Origin of the sequence: Gemmiger sp. An194 (assembly GCF_002160145.1) — a bacterium.
Classification (GTDB): domain Bacteria; phylum Bacillota; class Clostridia; order Oscillospirales; family Ruminococcaceae; genus Allofournierella.
Window position 1 is genome coordinate 108,304 of record NZ_NFKA01000007.1, and the last position, 20,309, is coordinate 128,612.

The following is a 20,309-nucleotide window of genomic DNA, read 5'->3' on the forward strand; positions in this document are numbered from 1 at the left end:
CAATTGAAGCTTCATGAATTACAGCCCGCTCAGGGCTCCAACACCGCTGCAAAGCGGAAAGGCCGCGGCCACGGCAGCGGCAACGGCAAGACCGCTGGCTACGGCCACAAGGGTCAGAAAGCTCGCTCCGGCGTCAAGAAGGCCGGTTTCGAAGGCGGTCAGATGCCCCTGCAGCGTCGTCTGCCCAAGCGCGGTTTCAACAACATCTTTGCCACCAAGTACGCTAACGTCAAGATCAGCGACCTGGAAGCGAAGTTCGAGGCCGGCAGCGTAGTAGATACCAAGGCTCTGGTAGAGGCCGGTATCATCAAAAAGTCTCTGGACGGCATTAAGGTCCTGGGCAACGGCGAGCTGACCAAGGCTCTGACCGTTCAGGCCGCCGCCTTCACTGCTTCTGCTAAAGAGAAGATCGAAAAGGCAGGCGGAAAGGCCGAGGTGATCTAAGGTGTTTGATACGTTCCGGAATGCGTGGAAGATCCCTGAGCTGCGCAAAAAGCTCCTGTTCACCCTGCTGGTGATCGTGATCTTCCGGATTGGCTGCGTCATCACTGTGCCGTACATCAATCCGGAAGCGCTGCAGCTGTTCGCGGGCGGTACCGGCAACATGCTGGACTACCTGAACATGATGAGCGGTGGCGCTTTGTCGCAGTGCGCGATTTTCGCGTTGGGCGTTACTCCTTATATCAATGCCTCGATCATTATTCAGCTGCTGACTGTGGCCATCCCGGCTCTGGAGCGGCTGAGCAAAGAAGGCGAAGAGGGCCGGCGCAAGCTGACCCGCATCACCCGCTACACCGGCGCCGGCATCGCGCTGGTGATGAGCGTGGGCTACTATCTGGTTCTGCGCAGCTACACCGGCGTGCTGGCCTACACTACCGGCTGGGAGGGCATCTTCTCCGCTGTGGTTATCGTGTTCAGCTTCACCGGCGGCGCGCAGCTGCTCACCTGGATGGGCGAGCAGATTGACTTCAAGGGCATTGGCAACGGCATCTCGCTGCTGATCTTCGCGGGTATCGTATCCCGCTGGGGCAACGTGATCACCACTGCCCGCACCATGATCACCAACGCCATGAACGGCGAGATCAAGTACTTCATCCTGATCCCGGTGATTGTGATCCTGGCTCTGGCGGCTATCGTGTTCGTGGTCATTCTGACCAACTCCGAGCGCCGCATCCCGGTACAGTATGCAAAGCGTGTTGTGGGCCGTAAGATGTATGGCGGTCAGTCCAGCCACATCCCCCTGAAGGTGAACATGAGCGGCGTTATGCCCATCATCTTCGCCAGCGCCCTGCTGAGCATCCCCGGCACCATTGCCAGCTTTATCCAGACGGACAGCCCCATCTGGCAAGGCTTCTTCAGCGTGTTCAACTACAACAGCCTGCTGTACGCTGTGCTGTACCTGCTGCTGATCCTGGCCTTTAACTACTTCTATGTGGCCATTCAGTACAACCCCGTTGAGATTGCCAACAACCTGCGCAAGAACAACGGCGCCATCCCCGGCATCCGCCCGGGCAAACCCACCAGCGACTTCATCACCAAGTGCCTGTCCAAGATCACCTTCGTAGGTGCGATCTTCCTGGGTGTCATCGCCGTCATGCCCATCATCCTGGGTAACGTGGCCGGCATGAACATTCAGCTGGGCGGTACCAGCCTGCTGATCGTTGTGGGCGTGGCTCTGGATACCGGCCGCAGCATGGAAAGCTACATGCTGATGCGCCATCACAAGGGCTTCTTAGAGTAATGAAAATTTCAATGACCCATGAGAAAGGGGACAACCCGGTATGAATATCATCCTGTTAGGCGCTCCCGGAGCCGGTAAAGGCACTCAGGCGGAGGTAATCTGCGACAAGCTGAAAATCCCCGCCGTGAGCACTGGCAACATCCTGCGGGCCGCGGTCAAAAACGGCACCGAGATGGGCCTGAAGGCTCAGGAGTTTATCGACAAGGGCGCGCTTGTCCCTGATTCCGTCATCATTGGCATCATCAAGGAACGTCTGGCCGAGCCGGACTGCGCCAATGGCTTCATCCTGGACGGCGTGCCCCGCACGGTGGCTCAGGCTGAGGCACTGGAGCAGATGGGCGTGGTCATCGACAAGGTGGTTGACCTGGAAGTGGCGGACGAGATCATCATTCATCGCCTCGCCGGCCGCCGCGTATGCTCGGCCTGCGGTGCGTCCTACCACCTGGAAAACAAGCCCAGCCGGGAGCCTGACCGGTGCGATCGCTGCGGCGGCGCGCTGATCATCCGTAAGGACGACGCTCCCGAGACCGTGAAGGGCCGCCTGAAGGCCTATCACGAGCTCACCGAGCCGCTGATCGCGTTCTACCGTGAACGCGGCAAGCTGGTGGTGGTAGAAGGTCATGAAAGCATTGCCGACACCAGCGAACTGCTGCTGAAAGCACTGGAGGCGTGAGCATCGTGATCCAGATCAAAAATGCCAAAGAGTTGGAGGTTATGCGGCGAGCCTGTGAAATCAGCGCCGCCGCCCTCCGGCTCGGAGGCGAGTCGATCGAGGCAGGTATCACCACCGCCGACATTGACAAGATTATTTATGACTATATCGTGAAGCAGGGCGCCAAGCCCAACTTCAAAGGCCTTTACGGCTTCCCGGGCACCGCGTGCATCAGCGTCAACGACGAAGTGATCCACGGTATCCCTTCCAAAAAGAAGGTGATTCGGCCCGGCGATATCGTCAGCATCGACACAGGCGCTGCCTGGGGCGGCTTCAACGGCGACAATGCCTGCACCTTCGGGTGCGGCAAGCTGGACCTGGAAGCCCAGCGGTTGCTGGATGTGACCCGCGAGTCGCTGCACATGGGCATTCGTGCCGCGGTGTGCGGCGCCCGCATCGGCGACATCAGCAACGCCGTGCAGACCTATGTTGAGGAACATGGGTTTTCGGTGGTGCGCAGCTTTGTGGGCCACGGCGTGGGCAAAGAGCTCCACGAGGACCCCGAGGTGCCGAACTACGGCAAACCCGGGCGCGGCCCCCGGCTGGTCAGCGGCATGACCCTGGCCATTGAGCCCATGGTCAACCAAAAACACTATTCAGTGGCAACACAATCCGATGGATGGACGGTAAAAACGGCGGACGGCGGTCTTTCTGCCCACTTTGAGCACTCGATCGCCATTACCTCCGCAGGGCCGGTCGTCTTGACAAAGGACTGGGAGGGACCGGGATGGACTTTGTAAAAGGTCAGCTCGTTCGATCCCTTGCCGGGCGCGACAAGACCCGCACCTTTGCGGTAATGGCCGTGGAAGGCCAGATGCTTTCTCTCGCAGACGGAAGTCTGCGCACAGTAAGCCGGCCGAAGGCCAAAAAGATAAGGCATGTGGCCCCCACCGCCACCGTCCTGCGGGAAGAGATTCTCGCAGACGACACACAGCTCAGTGAGGCGATCCGCGCCTATGACGCTGATCACCCCATGTAAACTCACGAGGAGGGAAGAGCTTGTCTAAAGAAGACGTAATCGAAGTAGAGGGTACGGTCGTAGAGGCCCTGCCCAATGCCACCTTCCGGGTGGAGCTGGCAAACGGCCATCGGTTGCTGGCACACATCTCCGGCAAACTGCGGACCAACTTCATCCGCATCCTGCCCGGCGATAAAGTAACACTGGAAATGTCGCCCTATGATCTTACCAAGGGCCGCATCACCTGGCGCTCCAAGTAAGAGCGTCCTTGAGTCAAAAGGAGGTTCATCATCATGAAGGTTAAACCTTCCGTGAAACCCATCTGCGAAAAATGCAAGGTCATCAAGCGCAAAGGCCGCGTGATGGTCATCTGCGAAAACCCCAAGCACAAGCAGCGCCAGGGCTGATTTAAAGCCCAAAACGCTAGGGGGGCAAGTGCGTAGATTCCCGGCGCAGCCCCCGACATGGACATGGGATGTTAATTTAGGAGGTTTTTAAACTATGGCACGTATTGCCGGCGTTGACCTGCCCCGCGAGAAGCGCGTTGAAGTAGGCCTGACTTATATCTATGGCATTGGTCCCAGCACTGCTAAGCAGATCCTGGCTGGTACCGGTATCAATCCCGACACCCGCGTTAAGGACCTGACCGCTGAGGAAGAGGGTCTGATCCGTGAGTACCTGGACAAGAACAACATCATCGTGGAAGGTGACCTGCGCCGTAACGTTGCGCTGGACATCAAGCGTCTGGTGGAGGTTCAGTGCTACCGCGGTGTCCGCCATCGTAAGGGCCTGCCCGTTCATGGTCAGCGCACCAAGACCAATGCCCGTACCCGCAAAGGTCCCAAGCGCACTGTGGCGAACAAGAAGAAGTAAGGAGGAGCAAGAGAAATGGCAATCAAAGCTGCTGCTAAAAAGGGCGCCGTCCGCACCAAGCGGCGCGAGCGCAAGAACATTGAGCGCGGCGCTGCTCACATCCAGAGTACCTTTAACAATACCATTGTTACCATTACGGATACTCAGGGCAACACCGTTTCTTGGGCCAGCTCTGGCGGTCTGAACTTCCGTGGTTCCCGTAAGAGCACTCCGTTTGCTGCCCAGTCCGCTGCCGAGACCGCAGCGAAGGCCGCTATGGAGCATGGCATGAAGACTGTTGAAGTGTACGTGAAGGGCCCCGGCGCTGGCCGTGAGGCTGCCATCCGTGCCCTGCAGGCCACCGGTCTGGAAGTCAACATGATCAAAGACGTTACCCCCATCCCCCACAACGGCTGCCGTCCCCCGAAGCGCCGCCGCATTTGATCGAAAGGAGAAACTACAGTTATGGCTAAGAATATGCAGCCTATCGCAAAGCGCTGCCGCGCTCTGGGCATTTCTCCTGCTGTTATGGGTTATGCGAAGAAGAACACCAATCGCAATCCTGGCGGCCAGATGAGAAAGAAGAAGAGTGAGTACGCTCTTCAGTTGGCCGAAAAGCAGAAGGTCAAGTTCGTCTACGGCATCATGGAGCGTCAGTTCCGTTCCTACTACGAGAAGGCCAGCCGCATGCCCGGCAAGACCGGTGAGAACCTGCTGGTTCTGGTAGAGCGCCGTCTGGACAACGTGGTATACCGCCTGGGCTTCGCCGCTACCCGTCGTGAGGCTCGTCAGCTGGTGAGCCACGCTCACTTCACCGTGAACGGCAAGAAGGTCAACATTCCTTCTTACCTGGTGAAGGCTGGCGACGTGGTGGAGGTTGCCTCCGCCAGCCGCTCTTCCGTGAAGTTCAGCAAGCTGACCGGTGAGGACGCCCCCGTGGTTGCCCTGCCCCAGTGGCTGGATCGTGAGAAGAACTCTCTGAAGGGCACCGTTACCAAGCTGCCCGTTCGCGAGGATATCGACCTGCCGGTTGAGGAACACCTGATCGTTGAGTTGTACTCCAAGTAATAAGCTCAGCGCATAGGGAAAGCGAACAACAAAGGCCGGCCAAACGCGTTTTGGCCGGCCCACCAAGGAGGGTTTTACTATGATGGAGATTGAACGCCCCAGAATCGATACCACCAGCCTGTCTCCGGACGGCCGCTACGGCAAGTTCGTCGTTGAGCCTCTGGAGCGCGGTTTTGGTACCACCTTGGGCAATAGCTTACGGCGTGTCCTGCTTTCGTCGCTTCCCGGCGTTGCCGTCACCAGCGTAAAGATCGATGGCGTAGTCCACGAGTTCAGCACCATTCCCGGCGTGAAAGAAGACGTGACCGAGATTGTACTGAACCTGAAGGGCATCGCTGCCAAGCTCTACGCCGACGGACCTGTCACCGTGCGCATCGAAGCGTCCGGTGAGGGGGAGGTTACTGCTGGCAGCATCAAGCCCAGCGATGAGATCGAGGTGCTCAACCCCGAATGGCACATCGCCACCCTGGAAGATAACGGCAAGCTCGTGATGGAGCTGACCTTCGACAAGGGCCGCGGTTATGTGCCGGCAGAGCGTAACAAGCAGGCTGTGCTGGAAAAGAACGACCTGAATGTTCTGCCCATCGACAGCATCTACACCCCCGTTCTGAAAGTCAACTACACGGTGGAAAACACCCGCGTTGGCCAGATCACCGACTATGACAAGCTGACTCTGGAAGTTTGGACCGATGGCACCATCAACGCCAAAGAGGCTGTTAGCCTGGCGGCCCGCGTGCTGACCGAGCACCTGAATCTGTTTGTCAACCTGTCGGAAGAGGCCATGGGCGCTGAGATCATGGTTGAGAAGGACGATAAGGGCAAGGAGAAGGCTCTGGAGATGACCATCGAAGAGCTGGATCTGAGCGTGCGTTCCTTCAACTGCCTGAAGCGCGCCGGCATCAACACCGTGGAAGACTTGATTAACAAGTCCGAGGACGAAATGATGAAAGTTCGGAACCTCGGCCGCAAAAGCCTGGAAGAAGTCATGGCAAAGCTGGACTCCCTGGGCTTCACACTTACTAAAGACGACGAGTAATTACTGCAAAGGAGTGAAACGGGATGCCCGGTACCAGAAAACTCGGCCGGACCAGCGATCACCGCAACGCTATGCTGCGCGCTATGGTCACCTACCTGTTTGAAAACGGCAAAATCGAGACCACCGTTACCCGCGCCAAGGAAGTTCGTTCCATGGCGGAGAAGATGGTGACCCTGGGTAAGAAGGAAGATCTGCATTCCAAGCGTCAGGTCTTCTCCTACATTACCAAGGAGACCGTTGCCAAGAAAGTCATCGATGAGTACGGCCCCAAGTACGCCGACCGCAACGGCGGCTACACCCGCATCATCAAGATCGGCGCCCGCCGCGGCGATGCTGCCGAGATGGCGATCATCGAGCTGGTTTAATCAAAGCCTGCGATCCCTGCCCCACAACGGGCAGGGATTTTTTGTTGCTTTTCAGGAATTGGAATACAGCTGGAAAATCCGGCAGCCTGACCTGAATTTCACAGCAAAGAAGCCCCTGAAAATATTGACGGAACGCCCCGCGATGCCTATAATAAAAGTTGTTGTTTTTACCGCCCGCGGGGTGTGGCCGGAATGGTGTGTACCCCACAGGGTGATCCCATTGGCAAAGGAGCGAATCGACCCATGAAACCCTTGATCCTGCAATCCGACTTCGGCCTGGCAGACGGCGCGGTGAGTGCCATGTACGGCGTGGCCGAGGGCGTGTGCGACAGCCTGCGTGTATACGATTTGACCCACGACATTCCCCAGTACGATATCTGGGAAGCCAGCTACCGCCTGATCCAGACAGTGCAGTACTGGCCTGAGGGCAGCGTGTTCGTGAGTGTGGTGGACCCGGGTGTGGGCAGTGACCGACGCAGCATTGTGGCCAAGACCAGCGGCGGACATTACATCGTTACACCGGATAACGGCACTCTGACCCACATCAAGCGGATGAGCGGCATTGTGGAGGCTCGTGTGATCGACGAGACGGTCAACCGTCTGCCCAATTCCGGTGAGAGCTATACCTTCCACGGCCGTGATATCTACGCTTTTACCGGTGCACGGCTGGCTTCCGGTGTGATTTGCTGGGAAGAGGTGGGCCCGGCCATTGATCCGGCCAGCATTGTGGAGCTGCCGGTGGTGGATGCGGTGCTGAACGGCGATGTGGTCAGCGGCACCATCGATGTGCTGGATGTTCGGTTCGGCAGCCTGTGGACCAACATTCCCCGCACCCTGTTTGCGGCGCTGAACATTGAGCATGGACAGCGGGTGGAGATCACCATCAGCAACGATACCCGGGTGCTGTACAAGAACATCATGGTATACGCCAAGAGCTTTGCAGATGTGTATGTGGGTGAGCCTCTGCTGTACGTGAACAGCCTGGATAACCTGGCTGTAGCCATCAATCAGGGCAGCTTTGCCCGGGCCTACAACATCGGCACCGGTACCTCCTGGCGCATCAGTGTGCGCAAAGCGCCCCGCATGATCTACGAATAAGGTCCGCCCGGGCCGGTTCAGGAAATTCTTGCGTGCCCCCGGCCCGTGATCCATATAAGAAAAAGTGAGGGAATCGTCATGAAAAAAATGTCTGTAAAAACCGTTGTCGCCATCGGTATTGGCGCAGCTCTGTTCTTCGTACTGGGTAGACTCGTTTCTATTCCCACCCCGGTACCCAACACCTATGTGAGCCTGCAGTACGCCATTCTGGCAGTGTTTGCCGGCCTGTTTGGTCCTGTTGCCGGTCTGGTAATCGGTCTGGTCGGCCATGCTCTGGTTGACTTCACCTCCTACGGCCCCTGGTGGAGCTGGATCATCGCTTCCGGCGTGTTCGGCCTGCTGACCGGTCTGTTCCTGGGCAAGCTGGATCTGGAGAGCGGCGAGTTCGGCAAGAAGCAGATCATCCTGTTCAACGTTTCTCAGCTGATCGCTCACGTGATCTGCTGGGGTGTGGTGGCTCCCATTCTGGACATTGCCATCTACAACGAGCCTGTTGAGAAGCTGTTTGCCCAGGGCCTGACCGCCGGTATCGTGAACGCCATCACCACCGGTGTGGTTGGCACCATCCTGCTGGTTGCTTACGCCAAGACCCGCACCAAGAAGGGCTCCCTGAACAAGGATTGATTCATCGGCCGGTTTGGCCTTGATCCCGAATGAAAAGCGGGGCCTTCCGGCAGAATACGCCGAAAGCCCCGCTTTTTCTATGAGCAGCCCGCATGGACCTGCGGGCAGATATTTCCGGCAGGAGATGTGTTTCCCCTGCAATACCGCCGCCCCATCTTCCGGCGTGCGGGAAGAGCTACAAAAACGGAGGAACCGCCGTGGCACAGCCCATCATTGAATTTAAGAATTTCGGCTTCCAGTACGATGCTCAGGCAGAGCCCACATTGTACAACATTGATCTGGCCATTCAGCCGGGGGAACGGGTGTTGATCGCAGGCCCGTCCGGCAGCGGTAAAAGCACCATTGCAAGCTGCATCAATGGATTGATCCCCTTCAGCTACCCGGGCCGCTGCACCGGCAGCCTGATGGTGGACGGAGTGGATGCACCTCATGCCAGTATCTTTGAGCTGTCCAAGCATGTGGGCACCGTTCTGCAGGACCCGGACGGTCAGTTCATCGGCCTGACCGTGGGCGAGGACATCGCTTTTGCGCTGGAGAATCAGTGTGTGGCCCAGCCGGAGATGAAACAGACCGTGGAGCGGGTGGCCCGCCTTGTGGATGTGGATACCATGCTGGAGCAGGAGCCCCACGCATTAAGCGGCGGGCAGAAGCAGCGGGTGAGCCTGGCCGGTGTGATGGTGGACGATGTGAAGGTCCTACTGTTTGACGAGCCCCTGGCCAATCTGGACCCGGCTGCCGGCAAGCAGACCATCGAGCTGATCGATCAGGTGCAGAAAAAGACCGGCGCCACGGTGATCATCATCGAGCATCGTCTGGAGGATGTACTCTGGCGCAGCGTGGATCGAATCGTGCTCATGGGAGACGGGCGTATTCTGGCGAATACGACACCGGAAGCGCTGCTGGCGGGAAATCAGCTGGCGGAAAACGGCATCCGGGAGCCGCTGTATATTACTGCGCTCAAGTATGCAGGCGTATCACTGGAGGCGGAGAAAAAGCCCGCCCATGTGGACACGCTGTGCCTCACCGAGCAGGACAGGGAGGCGGTCCGCGCCTGGTACCGACAGACGGTGACCCGCGCACAAGCTCCTGCTGCCGCTCCGCTGCTGGAGGTAAAGGATCTGTGCTTCGGCTACAGCGAGGGCGTGACCAACCTGCGGGATGTGAACTTCACCCTGAATGAGGGCGACATGGTGAGTATCGTGGGCCGCAACGGCGCGGGCAAGAGTACTCTGGCCAAGCTGATCTGCGGCTTTGAAACACCCCGCAGCGGCAGTGTGTGGCTAAACGGCCGGAACCTGGAGGGGGATACCATCAAGGAGCGGGCCGCCCACATCGGCTACGTGATGCAGAACCCGAACCAGATGATCAGTCAGAGTCTGATTTTTGACGAGGTTGCGCTGGGTCTGCGTACCGCAAAGCTGCCGGAGGACGAGGTGGAGCGCCGGGTCCATGAGGCGCTCACCATCTGCGGACTGTATCCCTTCCGGAAATGGCCGGTATCCGCCCTGTCCTTTGGTCAGAAGAAGCGGGTGACCATCGCCAGTGTGCTGGTGATGCAGCCCAAGGTGCTGATTCTGGACGAGCCCACTGCCGGCCAGGATTTCCGCCATTACACCGAGATCATGGAATTTCTGCGCAGCCTGAACCAGAAGGGCTACACGGTGATTATGGTCACCCATGATATGCACCTGATGCTGGAATACACCAGCCGGGCGCTGGTGTTTAACCAGAGCCGGATGATCGGCGATCTGACGCCTGCCCAGCTGCTGTGCGACAGCGCTCTGGTGGAGCAGGCGGCGCTGAAGGAAACCAGTCTCTTTACCCTGGCCCAGAAGTGCGGCATTCAGCCGCCGGAGGCCTTTGTGCAGCATTTTATCGACTACGACCGGGAGGTACGCGACAAGTGGCAAACAATCTGATCCTTTCCTATCTGCCCCGGGGCAGCGTGGTGCACAAGCTTACCGGTACCACCAAGCTGATCGTGTTCCTGCTGTTCAGCGTGGCCACCATGGTCACCTACGACACCCGGGTGCTGGTGGTCTTTCTGGTGATGAGCCTGGCCATCTTCAAGATCAGCCGGGTGCGTTACCGGGACGTGAAGTTCATTTTGTGGATGGCGTTTGTCTTCCTGGTGCTGAACAACCTGTTCGTTTACCTGTTCAAGCCGGAATACGGCGTGGAGATCTACCAGAGCCGCACCCTGCTGGTGCAGCTGATCGGGCCCTATACCTTTACGGCACAGCAGCTGTTCTACCACCTGAATATGACCTTGAAGGTGGTGGTGGTCATTCCGCTGGCGCTGGTGTTTATTCTGTGCACCGATCCCAGCGAGTTTGCTGCCAGCCTGGCCAGTATCGGCGTGAGCTACCGCATCGGTTATGCGGTGGCCCTGGCGCTGCGGTATATCCCGGACGTACAGCGGGATTATCACAACATTAACCAGGCCCAGCAGGCCCGTGGTGTGGATATCTCCGGCAAGGATAAGCTGATGGATCGGCTCAAGGGCAGCGCGAACATTCTGCTGCCGCTGATCCTGGGCAGCCTGAACCGGATCGAGGTCATTTCCAACGCCATGGAGCTGCGAGGCTTCGGCAAAAACAAGCGCCGCACCTGGTACGCAAAGCGGCCTTTCGCCACCCGGGACTGGGTGGTGCTGGTTCTGGGTACGGTGATTTCTGTGGGATCTCTGATCTTCACCTTCTGGGATGGCAGCCGCTATTATAACCCGTTTATTTAAGTGAAAACACCCGTCCGATTCGGAAAAACATCCGCACCGGGCGGGTGTTTTGCGTGTGGGAGAAAAAATTGGGCACAATACCGAGGATTTGAAAAAAAGTTTGGCTATTTTGATAGGAAAATAACGACTTCTGATGAGATAAAAATACCCCCGAAGCCGGGTGAATACAGAAATTTCGGTATGAAAAATTGGGCAAAACGCCTAATTTTATCGCGTAGAGAAACAGAAGGCGGGGCAAGCCGCAGAAAATGACGAAAAGAAGAGAATTGGCGAGCATAAAAGTAAATTTTATGTTAATATTAGGTTGAACGAAGTCTGCCCAATCGGGCAAAAAAACATTTGACAACGTAAGGAGCGTTTAAAGATGTATCAATCCAACGGTACAGAGATCCTCATGGCAAACAACGGCGTTGCTGAACTCGGCCTGATCGCCACTCCCGGCGCCCAGGAGCTGACCGCCCTGATCGATCGCCATCTGGTGGCTTGGGCCCGTGAAAAGGGCGTGGACCGCGAGACCTTCATCATCCCCAGCGAGTGCCCCCGCTTTTCTTCCGGCGACGGCAAAGGCGTGATCCGCGAGAGCGTGCGCGGCGACGATTTGTACTTTGTGGTGGATGTGGGCAACTACAGCTGCAAGTACAAGATGTTCGGCAACGAGAACTGCATGAGCCCGGACGATCACTACCAGGATCTGAAGCGTCTGATCCAGGCTGCTTCCGGTAAGGCTCGCCGCATCACCGTGATCATGCCTCTGCTCTACGGCAGCCGCCAGCATCGCCGCTCCTACCGTGAAAGCCTGGACTGCGCCTACGCGCTGCAGGAGCTGCACAGCATGGGCGTTGAGAACATCATCACCTTCGACGCTCATGATCCCCGCGTTTCCAACGCGGTACCTCTGATGGGTATGGACAACGTGATGCCCACCTACCAGGTGCTGAAGACCATGTTCAAGTGCATCGAGGACTTCAAGCCCACCCGGGACAACTTCATGGTGATCAGCCCCGACGAAGGCGCCATCAACCGGAACATGTACTACTCCAGCGTGCTGGCTGTGAACCTGGGCATGTTCTACAAGCGCCGTGACTACTCCCGCATCGTGAATGGCCGCAACCCCATCGTGGCCCACGAGTACCTGGGTGAGAGCGTGGAAGGCAAGGATGTGTTCATCGCCGACGATATCATCTCCTCCGGCGAGAGCATGCTGGATATCGGCTACGAGCTGAAGAAGCGCGGTGCCAAGCGCATCTTCTGCTACGCCACCTACGCCATCTACACCAACGGCCTGGCCGAGTTCGACAAGGCCTACCAGGAGGGCGTCATCTCCGGCGTGTTCGGTACCAACCTGACCTACCGCACCCCCGAGCTGCTGAGCCGTGAGTGGTTCCATGAGGTGGATGTGTCCAAGTACATTGCTCACTTTGTGGATGCCATCAACCACGATATGAGCATCGGCGACATCATCGATCCTCACAGCAAGATCGACGCTCTGCTGAAGCGCTACAATGTGAAATAAGCAAGCGCATTTATACAAAAAGTAAAGCAGTGCCCCGGCTTTTCAAGAGCCGGAGCACTGCTTTTTTCATACAAAGTTATTTCAGCTTGGCGAACTGGTCGATGGCGGTCTGAAGCTGGGCGATCACCTCGTCAGTATCCTCGCCGCTGCGCACGCAATGTTCCAGGTGTTCGGTGAGGATCAGCTTTGCCACCTGCGTGATGGCGCTGTTCACGCTGGAAAGCTGGGTCAGCAAATCGCCGCAGGGGCGTCCTTCGTTCACCATCTCCCGGATACCGTTCAGCTGGCCGCTGATGCGAGCCAGGCGGCGGTTCACGTCGGCGGAATGTTGGCAGTGTGGGCAATGCATGACGGATGTCCTCCTCTTGTTTATGAAATATCTAAATCAGCTATGTGGGGAAAATACCCCGCGGCAATTTTGGAAACAGAACACCCGGCGCGGCCCAAAACAGGCTTGCAGGGTGTACGAAGCGGAAAAGATAGACGCGGATTAACCTCCTGTATAGGTTGCCCAGGTGAGATCCAGCACCGGACCGAAGGGATCGAACACCACGTGCTCCACGCCCGGAGCCATTACAAGGGCCTGATCCTGATACCACAGGGGAGAGATGGCGCCGCCCGCCAGCAAAGTTTGCTCCGCCTGAGCGAGCTCACTGGCAACGGGGTCCAGCTGTCCGGCCAGCTGATTGCCTTGGCTGTCAAAGGCAGCGGATTCCCACCCGGTAAACGCACCGTCCGTAAACTGCTGCAGAAAGGCGGTGCCGTCCGCGCTGGTGGGGGAGAAGGGAAGCAGGGCAATCTGGTAGTCGCCGCTGGCAACGGTGCTTTTCAGTTCATCCAGCGGAACTGCCTTCAGTGTGAAGTAGGCGGAGAACGCGCCCAGCTCTTTCTGCCATTGCTGGCTGACCTGCTCGATCAGGGTCTGATAAACGGTTCCTTCGGGATACAGCACCTGGATGCCGGAAAACCGCTGCAGCCCTGCTTCACTTAATCCGGTCCGGCAGAGCTCCTTCACATCGCCCACAGCGGGCATCTGGCTTCCCACTGCATCCCGGTAGCCGGAACCGTTCACCTGAATGGCAGGCGGGATCAGACCGTCTGCAGCAGAAAAACCGGTGGGCAGCTGTTCGATGCCGGCGGCGCTGGCACCCAGGGCAAGGCGCACGTTTTGGGAAGAAAGTTGTCTATCTTCGCAGTTGAATACCAGGGCCCAGGTGGTGGATGTGTAGGGGATGGAGGGCAGGCTCCCGGCGGCAGATGCCTCGTCAATGGCGGCGGTTACATCTCCGGCTGCCACTGCGGCCGCGCCGGTGGCGGGCGTTGGATTCTGGGCCACCGAGGTGCCGGAGGCAGGCTCCGGTGTGGGGGTAGCCTGGGCGGTGGTGTCCAGCACGATGCGCAGGCTGGTGATCAGGCTGCCGCTGGCACTGCGGCGCAAAAACAGACCGTTTTCATTCCAGTTATACAGATAGAAATGTCCGTTGGCCAGGGTGGTGGCGGCACTCAGACCATAGGCCCCGGCACTGTGCTCAAAAAATTCCTCATTGCAGGGCATGGCACCCGGCTGGGCCAGCTTTTCCAGAAATGCCGGGTCAGGGCTGCTCAGCTGGTAAACCACGGTGCGCTCGTCCGGTGCGCTTACACCCAGAGCACCGGTGCCGTCGGCCCCTTTCAAATTGGCAAACAGATCCCGGTAGGGGCTGGCGGTTTCCTCCCGGAACACCCGCTCTATGCTGAATACAAAATCCGCAGCGGTAAGAGGATATTCCTTTTCGTGTTTTTTCAGTTTGGTGTAGGCCAGGCCATCCTTTAATGTAAAGGTATAGGTCAGGCCGTCAGCGCTCACGGTATAACTCTCAGCGCAGTCCAGCACGGCTTCGCTGTTTTCGTCGATGCGGGTCAGACCCCGGTACAGATTGGTCACGGCGATGCGCTCGGGGCTGTCCTGTGCGATCTGCGGGTCCAGGTTGGCGGGCACGTGGTCCACCCGCCAGGTAAAGCTGGCTCCGCCGGAGCCACAGCCGGTGAGAAATCCCACAGCCAGGAACAGGCAGAGCAACAGGCAGAGAATACGATGGAATCTCATGGAACAGGTCCTTTCGGTAAACGGCCGGATGGGCCGGTGATGTAAAAACAAAATGCCCGAAGACATACATATTTAGCTTATCAAAAAACGCGTCAAAATACAAATCCATGCCGGGGCAAATGGGGTGAAATCCGTAAATAAAACGTAAATTTTGGCATTGGGCGGATGATTTTGCAGCCAAATGGCCGAAATGCCCGGCAAGAGAGGGGGATTTGGTTGCGCGGGCGGCCAAAAGTGACTATAATAGCAACAGACCATTTTTGATCACACCAATCCATAAAAATCAAGTTCCATCAAAGGGAAAAGGGGTTTTGCAATATGCAGAAGGATCAGCAGCGGCTGGCCAAATTCATCAAGGGAAAAAAGGTGGCCTTCATCGGCGCCGGCGTGAGCCATAAAACATTGATCGGGCAGTTCTGCGCCATGGGGGCGCAGGTGACGCTGTGCGATAAAAAGCAGCTGGCGGATTTTGGCGACTATGCCGACACCCTGAATCAGCTGGGTGTGGCTCTGAGCCTGGGTGAGGATTATCTGAACGGCCTGGCCGGGCAGGACATCATCATGCGCACGCCGGGCTTCGAGTACTACACCCCGGCGCTGCAGGCGGCCAAGGATGCGGGAAGCCTGGTGACCAGCGAGATGGAGCTGTTCTTCGAGTACTGCCCCTGTGAGATCACCGCGGTCACCGGATCGGACGGCAAGACCACCACCACCAGTCTGATCGCTGCCATGTTCGAGGCGGCGGGCCGCACCGTGCATCTGGGCGGCAACATCGGCCGGGCCCTGCTGCCCATTCTGGACCAGACCGACCCGGCGGACGAGGCGGTGGTGGAGCTTTCCAGCTTCCAGCTGATCAGCATGCGCCGCAGCCCCAAGGTGGCGGTGGTCACCAATGTGACCCCCAACCATCTGGATCACCATAAGGACATGCAGGAGTATGTGGACGCCAAGCGGAACATCCTGCTCTGGCAGGACGAGAGCTGCCGGGCGGTGCTGGGCTACGAGAACGAGATCACCCGCGGCATGCAGGCGGACTGCAAGGGGACCCAGTGCTGGTTCACCCGTCTGCGGGAAACCGACAACGGTGCCTTCCTGCGCCAGGACGGCATGCTCTGCATGGCGGAAAACGGCGCCGTGACCCCCATCCTGCACAAGGACGAGATCAAGCTGCGGGGTGTGCACAACATCGAGAATCTGCTGGCCGCCTGTGCCGCTGTGTGGGGCCGGGTACCGGTGGAGGCCATGGCCAAGGTGGGCTCCAGCTTCACCGGCGTGGAGCACCGCATCGAGCCGGTGCGTTTGCTGGACGGCGTGCAGTGGTACAACGACTCCATTGCCTCCAGCCCCACCCGCACCATTGCGGGTCTGCGCAGCTTTGACCAGAAGATCATCATCATCGCCGGTGGCTACGACAAGAAGATCCCCTACGAGCCGCTGGCTCCCGAGATCCTGGCCCATGTGAAGGTTCTGGTGCTCATGGGTCAGACCGGTCCCAAGATCGAGGAAGCGGTGCGCGCCTGCCCCGGCTTTGCCGAGAGCGGCCTGGTCATCGAGCATGCCAAGGATATGGCCGAGGCGGTGCAGCTGGCCCGCAAAAACGCAAAGCCCGGCGATGTGGTCAGCCTGTCGCCCGCATCCGCCAGCTTTGATCTGTACCCCAACTTTGAGGTGCGTGGCCGTCACTTCAAGGAACTGGTGAACGCGCTGTGATCTGCGCGGTCAATTCCGCACAAACCCGGAGGCGCTTTGCGGCCGCGCTGGCCGATCCCCGGGCCGCAGGCGTGGCCTGCCAGCTGGGCGCAAGCGAGACGGTGTTTGGACCGCTGCCCGGCTCCGGCTGGCAGTTTTACACCAGCGGTGAGGGGGAGCCCCCCTTTGCACTGGGCATCCGTGGGCAGACAGCACTTCTGGCCGGTGCGGCGGATGCCGAAGAACTGGCCGGTTTTCTGGGCTTTCTGGGCGTGAGCCGGCTGCGCTGTGCCGGAACGGTACCGGAGGGCTGGCAGCTGCGGAGACGGTACTCCCGGATGGTTCTGCCCGCCGGTGAGCAACTGCCCCGGCGGGAGCTGCCTGCGGGCTTTTCACTGGAGGAACAGCCTGCCGTAAGCCGGGTAACCGAATTTCTCTGCCGGGGCGAAAGCCTGAGCGGGGACCAGCAGACCCGGGACTGCTTTTACAGCGAGACCTGCACCCTGGTGAACCATGGCCGCGCGCTGCTCTGGGCTGTGAGGGACCAGGCCGGGGAGCTTGTCGCCACGGCAGGGGCTTATGCCCTCTGGAACAAAAACGCCTATCTGGCCGGGGTGGAAACCGCGCGAGATGTCCGAGGCAATGGCCTGGCAGGTGCGCTGGTGGCCGGACTGGCCAACCAGTTGGCGGAGCAGGGAATTCTGGCGGAGCTGCTGTGCCTGCCTGAGCTGGAAGAATTCTACCGGCAGCTGGGATTCATCAAACAGGGCGAAGTGAGCAGCTATAGCCCTCCGTCGGATTCAGAATGAAAAAAGCTGCCTGTTATCAATACGAGAAAAGAGGATATTATCATACATGATCGAGCAATTTTTTGATGTGAGCCCCCGTTTTCAGGAGCTGGACGCCCGTGCCATGGAGCTGTGCCGCCCCGAGTTCGAGAAGATCGACGCCATCCGGGATTATAATCAGGTGAAGATGCTGAAGGCCTTCACCGATAACCGGGTGGCCGCTACCCACATGATGGGCAGCACCGGCTACGGCTACGACGACGCGGGCCGGGACCGTCTGGATCAGGTATTCGCCCAGGTGGTGGGCGCGGAGGACGCACTCTGCCGGCCCCATTTTCTGTCCGGCACCCATGCGCTGACGGTGGCGCTGTTTGGCCTGCTGCGGGCGGGCGATACTCTGCTGGCAGCCACCGGCCGCCCCTACGATACCCTGGAGGGCGTGATCGGCATCGGTGATGCGGGCAAGGGCTGCGGCACTCTGGCGGAGTACGGCGTGAAATACGACGAGGCTCCCCTGCAGAACGGCATGCCGGATTATGAGCTGATCGCGGAGAAGGCAAAGAACGCCACCGTCTGCCACATCCAGCGCAGCCGTGGCTATTCCAGCCGTGCTGCCTTTGACCTGGCCACCATCGAAAAGGTGATCCGCACCGCCAAGCAGGCCAATCCTAACGTGGTGGTCATGGTGGACAATTGCTACGGCGAGTTCACCCAGACTGCCGAGCCCACCAGCGTGGGCGCAGACCTGATTGTAGGCAGTCTGATCAAAAACCCCGGCGGCGGCATCGCCCCCACCGGCGGTTACGTGGCGGGCCGGGCCGACCTGGTGGAAAAGTGCGCCCACCGGCTCACTGCCCCCGGCACCGGCCGGGAGCTGGGCTGCACACTGGACAGTCTGCGTCAGCTGTATCTGGGCCTGTACTACGCCCCCGGCGTGACTGCCGAGGCCATCAAGACCAGCATCTATGCCAGCTGTCTGCTGGATCTGCTGGGCAAGAATCCTCTGCCCAAGTATACCGATCCCCGCAACGACATTATCACCAGCTTTGAAACCGGTGACCCGGCGGCTATGGTGGCCTTCTGTCAGGGTATCCAGGCAGGTAGCCCGGTGGATAGCTTTGCCGCACCGGAGCCCTACGCCATGCCCGGCTACACCAGCGAGGTGATTATGGCGGCGGGTGCCTTCACCAACGGCAGCAGCATCGAGCTCAGCTGTGATGGACCCATGCGCCCGCCCTATACCGTTTACCTGCAGGGTGGTCTGAACTTTGCGGCCAGCCGCTCAGGTGTGCTGCTGGCTGCCCAGCGGGCATTTGACGGCCAATAACGATAAAAGCATTCTCAAAAGCCCCGTATCGCTTTGATATGGGGCTTTTTGCGTGTTATTTTGCACAATCGATGCTACGGTTTTTTATGAAGAAATTGATATAATTTTGTAAGAACTGTACTGGGCTAAAAGAAATGTTCGAAACAGTGAAACGGAATTCACAAAATAATTGTTTCTTATGGAAGAAAACTGGCGATATTGTTTGCTTGTGAATTATTGCTAAAAAAGTGGCAAAGTTTTTTTCTCTCAGTAAGCAATTGTGCAAAAATACTGTGCTTGCACTTTGTGATTGATTTGTGTATAATGCGTTGGTGCCCTACTTAATAAGAGAGAGTTTAAATTGGGAGGAATCAACGATATGTCTTATGATTTTTTGTGGCAGATCGCTCTGATCCTGGTGAGCACCAAGGTTTGCGGCCTGATTACCCGCCGCTTCCAGATGCCTCAGGTGGTAGGCGCTCTGCTGGCAGGTCTGCTGCTGGGTCCCGCTGTGTTCGGCCTGCTGCCCAGCGACAGTGAGATGATCAAGCAGCTGGCGGAGCTGGGCGTGATCGTGATCATGTTCTCTGCCGGTATGGAGACCGATATCCGCGACCTGAAGAACGCGGGTAAGTCCGGCTTCCTGGTGGCGATGCTTGGCGTTCTGGTGCCGCTGCTGGGCGGTGCGGGTCTGGCTGCCTGGCTGGCTCCCACCGAGAACATGCTGCAGAACTTCTTTATCGGTACCGTTCTGACCGCCACCTCCGTGAGCATCACGGTGGAGGCCCTGCGTGAGATGGGCCGTCTGCAGAGCCGGGTGGGCAACACCATTCTGGCCGCTGCCATCATCGACGATATTCTGGGTATCATCGCCCTGACCATCATGACCAGCCTGGGCGGCGGCGGCGAAAGCATTGCGGTTGTGCTGCTGAAGATTGTTCTGTTCCTGGTGGTCTGCTGCTTTGTGTATGTGGTTGGCCTGAAGGTGCTGGACTGGTACATCGAGCGTGCCGGCCGCCGCGATCTGCGGCGTTTCCCCATCGCGGCCTTTGTGGTCTGCCTGATGATGGCCTGGATCGCCGAGCACTTCTTCGGCGTGGCCGATATTACCGGTGCCTTTGCGGCTGGTCTGATGATCGGTGCCACCAAGAAGGCTGGCTACATCGCCTCCAAGTTTGAGCCGGTGCAGTACCTGTTCCTGGCCCCCGTGTTCTTTGCCAGCATCGGTATGACCGTGGTGCTGCCTGCCATGAGCACTCAGATCGTGATCTTCAGCGTACTGCTGGTGGTGGTTGCGGTTCTGTCCAAGTGGCTGGGCTGCGGCGTGGGTGCCAAGATGTGTGGCTTCACCACCCGCGAGTGCAACCAGATCGGCCTGGGCATGGTATGCCGCGGCGAGGTTGCGCTGATCGTTGCCAATAAGGGCGCAGAGGTTGGCCTGATGCCGGACGCTCTGTTCGCACCTGTGATCATCATGGTTATCATCAGCACCATCCTGACCCCGATTCTGTTGAAGCTTGCCTACCGTGGTGAGGATGCTCTGCAGTTGGAGGAGAGCCCGCTGGAGAACCGCAGCGAAGCGCTGGAACAGCTGGATATCGTTACCGATCAGCTGCTCACCCGCGAACAGGAGATCAAGGAAAAGAATCAGAAGCATTGAGTTGCTTACATGTGCGGGCCCTGAACAGGGCCCGCACATATTTTTTTGAAAAAACTAGAAAAAAAGACTTGTATTC

At 58.4% G+C, this 20,309-nt stretch carries 23 protein-coding genes; 21 read left to right on the forward strand and 2 right to left on the reverse strand.

All coding sequences use genetic code 11. The annotated features are described in order from the left end of the window. Positions 1-3: 3 nt before the first annotated feature. From rplO to B5F28_RS06515, 17 genes are all read left to right on the forward strand, one after another. On the forward strand, positions 4-444 hold the full coding sequence (gene rplO, locus B5F28_RS06435) for a 50S ribosomal protein L15 (RefSeq protein ID WP_058965286.1): 441 nt from the start codon (positions 4-6) through the stop codon (positions 442-444). Between the two features lies 1 nt (position 445). Further along, positions 446-1,741, forward strand: coding sequence for a preprotein translocase subunit SecY (gene secY / locus B5F28_RS06440; RefSeq protein ID WP_087294472.1), 1,296 nt, complete (start codon positions 446-448; stop codon positions 1,739-1,741). Positions 1,742-1,781: 40 nt separating this feature from the next. Further along, complete coding sequence (locus tag B5F28_RS06445; protein WP_087294474.1) at positions 1,782-2,414, forward strand: adenylate kinase; 633 nt, start codon at positions 1,782-1,784, stop codon at positions 2,412-2,414. Positions 2,415-2,419: 5 nt separating this feature from the next. Then, positions 2,420-3,193, forward strand: a complete 774-nt coding sequence (gene map / locus B5F28_RS06450) for a type I methionyl aminopeptidase (RefSeq protein ID WP_087294534.1) — start codon at positions 2,420-2,422, stop codon at positions 3,191-3,193. Then, a complete protein-coding gene (locus B5F28_RS06455) occupies positions 3,181-3,432 on the forward strand; it encodes a KOW domain-containing RNA-binding protein (RefSeq protein ID WP_087294476.1) in 252 nt (83 codons plus the stop codon). The genes map and B5F28_RS06455 overlap by 13 nt, the downstream gene beginning before the upstream one ends. 20 nt (positions 3,433-3,452) lie before the next feature. Then, positions 3,453-3,671 carry a translation initiation factor IF-1 gene (gene infA, locus B5F28_RS06460; RefSeq protein WP_058965282.1) on the forward strand — a complete coding sequence of 73 codons (219 nt, stop codon included), beginning with the start codon at positions 3,453-3,455 and terminating at the stop codon, positions 3,669-3,671. A 33-nt stretch (positions 3,672-3,704) separates the two neighbouring features. After that, positions 3,705-3,818, forward strand: a complete 114-nt coding sequence (gene rpmJ, locus B5F28_RS06465) for a 50S ribosomal protein L36 (RefSeq protein ID WP_058965281.1) — start codon at positions 3,705-3,707, stop codon at positions 3,816-3,818. Between the two features lie 94 nt (positions 3,819-3,912). Beyond that, on the forward strand, positions 3,913-4,284 hold the full coding sequence (gene rpsM, locus B5F28_RS06470) for a 30S ribosomal protein S13 (protein ID WP_058965280.1): 372 nt from the start codon (positions 3,913-3,915) through the stop codon (positions 4,282-4,284). A gap of 15 nt (positions 4,285-4,299) precedes the next feature. Further along, on the forward strand, positions 4,300-4,707 hold the full coding sequence (rpsK, locus tag B5F28_RS06475) for a 30S ribosomal protein S11 (RefSeq protein ID WP_058965279.1): 408 nt from the start codon (positions 4,300-4,302) through the stop codon (positions 4,705-4,707). 21 nt (positions 4,708-4,728) lie between these two features. Continuing rightward, the gene (gene rpsD / locus B5F28_RS06480; RefSeq protein WP_087294478.1) at positions 4,729-5,331 is read left to right on the forward strand and encodes a 30S ribosomal protein S4; all 603 of its coding nucleotides are present in this window, start codon (positions 4,729-4,731) and stop codon (positions 5,329-5,331) included. Between the two features lie 79 nt (positions 5,332-5,410). Beyond that, positions 5,411-6,367, forward strand: coding sequence for a DNA-directed RNA polymerase subunit alpha (locus tag B5F28_RS06485; RefSeq protein WP_058965277.1), 957 nt, complete (start codon positions 5,411-5,413; stop codon positions 6,365-6,367). Between the two features lie 23 nt (positions 6,368-6,390). Then, the gene (gene rplQ, locus B5F28_RS06490) at positions 6,391-6,732 is read left to right on the forward strand and encodes a 50S ribosomal protein L17 (protein ID WP_058965276.1); all 342 of its coding nucleotides are present in this window, start codon (positions 6,391-6,393) and stop codon (positions 6,730-6,732) included. Between the two features lie 243 nt (positions 6,733-6,975). Beyond that, complete coding sequence (locus B5F28_RS06495; RefSeq protein ID WP_087294480.1) at positions 6,976-7,830, forward strand: SAM hydrolase/SAM-dependent halogenase family protein; 855 nt, start codon at positions 6,976-6,978, stop codon at positions 7,828-7,830. Between the two features lie 78 nt (positions 7,831-7,908). Next, complete coding sequence (locus B5F28_RS06500) at positions 7,909-8,454, forward strand: ECF-type riboflavin transporter substrate-binding protein (RefSeq protein WP_087294482.1); 546 nt, start codon at positions 7,909-7,911, stop codon at positions 8,452-8,454. A gap of 197 nt (positions 8,455-8,651) precedes the next feature. Then, positions 8,652-10,373 carry an ABC transporter ATP-binding protein gene (locus B5F28_RS06505; protein ID WP_087294484.1) on the forward strand — a complete coding sequence of 574 codons (1,722 nt, stop codon included), beginning with the start codon at positions 8,652-8,654 and terminating at the stop codon, positions 10,371-10,373. Then, a complete protein-coding gene (locus B5F28_RS06510; protein ID WP_087294486.1) occupies positions 10,358-11,191 on the forward strand; it encodes an energy-coupling factor transporter transmembrane component T family protein in 834 nt (277 codons plus the stop codon). Before B5F28_RS06505 ends, B5F28_RS06510 begins: the two co-directional genes overlap by 16 nt. A gap of 364 nt (positions 11,192-11,555) precedes the next feature. Beyond that, complete coding sequence (locus tag B5F28_RS06515; protein WP_087294488.1) at positions 11,556-12,704, forward strand: ribose-phosphate pyrophosphokinase; 1,149 nt, start codon at positions 11,556-11,558, stop codon at positions 12,702-12,704. A gap of 76 nt (positions 12,705-12,780) precedes the next feature. Here the strand turns inward: B5F28_RS06515 and B5F28_RS06520 are convergent, their stop codons facing one another. Together B5F28_RS06520 and B5F28_RS06525 are read right to left on the reverse strand one after the other, a co-directional pair. Further along, the gene (locus B5F28_RS06520) at positions 12,781-13,053 is read right to left on the reverse strand and encodes a metal-sensitive transcriptional regulator (protein WP_087183621.1); all 273 of its coding nucleotides are present in this window, start codon (positions 13,051-13,053) and stop codon (positions 12,781-12,783) included. A gap of 141 nt (positions 13,054-13,194) precedes the next feature. Then, positions 13,195-14,790: an ABC transporter substrate-binding protein gene (locus B5F28_RS06525; RefSeq protein ID WP_158097539.1), complete on the reverse strand. Its 1,596-nt coding sequence runs from the start codon at positions 14,788-14,790 to the stop codon at positions 13,195-13,197. A gap of 318 nt (positions 14,791-15,108) precedes the next feature. Between B5F28_RS06525 and murD the strand changes: the two genes are divergently transcribed. The 4 genes from murD to B5F28_RS06545 all read left to right on the forward strand — a co-directional run bounded on the left by murD (position 15,109) and on the right by B5F28_RS06545 (position 20,233). After that, positions 15,109-16,500 carry a UDP-N-acetylmuramoyl-L-alanine--D-glutamate ligase gene (gene murD, locus B5F28_RS06530; RefSeq protein WP_087294492.1) on the forward strand — a complete coding sequence of 464 codons (1,392 nt, stop codon included), beginning with the start codon at positions 15,109-15,111 and terminating at the stop codon, positions 16,498-16,500. Beyond that, on the forward strand, positions 16,497-17,288 hold the full coding sequence (locus B5F28_RS06535) for a GNAT family N-acetyltransferase (protein WP_087294494.1): 792 nt from the start codon (positions 16,497-16,499) through the stop codon (positions 17,286-17,288). Before murD ends, B5F28_RS06535 begins: the two co-directional genes overlap by 4 nt. A 46-nt stretch (positions 17,289-17,334) precedes the next feature. After that, on the forward strand, positions 17,335-18,594 hold the full coding sequence (locus tag B5F28_RS06540) for a methionine gamma-lyase family protein (RefSeq protein ID WP_087294496.1): 1,260 nt from the start codon (positions 17,335-17,337) through the stop codon (positions 18,592-18,594). Between the two features lie 358 nt (positions 18,595-18,952). Next, positions 18,953-20,233 (forward strand): cation:proton antiporter, encoded by a 1,281-nt coding sequence (locus tag B5F28_RS06545; RefSeq protein WP_087294498.1) that lies wholly within the window; start codon positions 18,953-18,955, stop codon positions 20,231-20,233. Positions 20,234-20,309: the final 76 nt, after the last annotated feature.

Excerpts from the sequence above, each read along its gene's own strand:
- B5F28_RS06545 (WP_087294498.1), top strand. The coding sequence starts at position 18,953 with ATGTCTTATGATTTTTTGTGGCAGATCGCTCTGATCCTGGTGAGCACC.
- B5F28_RS06525 (WP_158097539.1), bottom strand. The coding sequence starts at position 14,790 with ATGAGATTCCATCGTATTCTCTGCCTGTTGCTCTGCCTGTTCCTGGCT.
- B5F28_RS06485 (WP_058965277.1), top strand. The coding sequence starts at position 5,411 with ATGATGGAGATTGAACGCCCCAGAATCGATACCACCAGCCTGTCTCCG.
- B5F28_RS06500 (WP_087294482.1), top strand. The coding sequence starts at position 7,909 with ATGAAAAAAATGTCTGTAAAAACCGTTGTCGCCATCGGTATTGGCGCA.
- rpsD (WP_087294478.1), top strand. The coding sequence starts at position 4,729 with ATGGCTAAGAATATGCAGCCTATCGCAAAGCGCTGCCGCGCTCTGGGC.
- B5F28_RS06445 (WP_087294474.1), top strand. The coding sequence starts at position 1,782 with ATGAATATCATCCTGTTAGGCGCTCCCGGAGCCGGTAAAGGCACTCAG.
- rpsM (WP_058965280.1), top strand. The coding sequence starts at position 3,913 with ATGGCACGTATTGCCGGCGTTGACCTGCCCCGCGAGAAGCGCGTTGAA.
- B5F28_RS06495 (WP_087294480.1), top strand. The coding sequence starts at position 6,976 with ATGAAACCCTTGATCCTGCAATCCGACTTCGGCCTGGCAGACGGCGCG.
- rpsK (WP_058965279.1), top strand. The coding sequence starts at position 4,300 with ATGGCAATCAAAGCTGCTGCTAAAAAGGGCGCCGTCCGCACCAAGCGG.
- rpmJ (WP_058965281.1), top strand. The coding sequence starts at position 3,705 with ATGAAGGTTAAACCTTCCGTGAAACCCATCTGCGAAAAATGCAAGGTC.
- rplQ (WP_058965276.1), top strand. The coding sequence starts at position 6,391 with ATGCCCGGTACCAGAAAACTCGGCCGGACCAGCGATCACCGCAACGCT.
- B5F28_RS06515 (WP_087294488.1), top strand. The coding sequence starts at position 11,556 with ATGTATCAATCCAACGGTACAGAGATCCTCATGGCAAACAACGGCGTT.
- B5F28_RS06520 (WP_087183621.1), bottom strand. The coding sequence starts at position 13,053 with ATGCATTGCCCACACTGCCAACATTCCGCCGACGTGAACCGCCGCCTG.
- murD (WP_087294492.1), top strand. The coding sequence starts at position 15,109 with ATGCAGAAGGATCAGCAGCGGCTGGCCAAATTCATCAAGGGAAAAAAG.
- B5F28_RS06540 (WP_087294496.1), top strand. The coding sequence starts at position 17,335 with ATGATCGAGCAATTTTTTGATGTGAGCCCCCGTTTTCAGGAGCTGGAC.
- B5F28_RS06455 (WP_087294476.1), top strand. The coding sequence starts at position 3,181 with ATGGACTTTGTAAAAGGTCAGCTCGTTCGATCCCTTGCCGGGCGCGAC.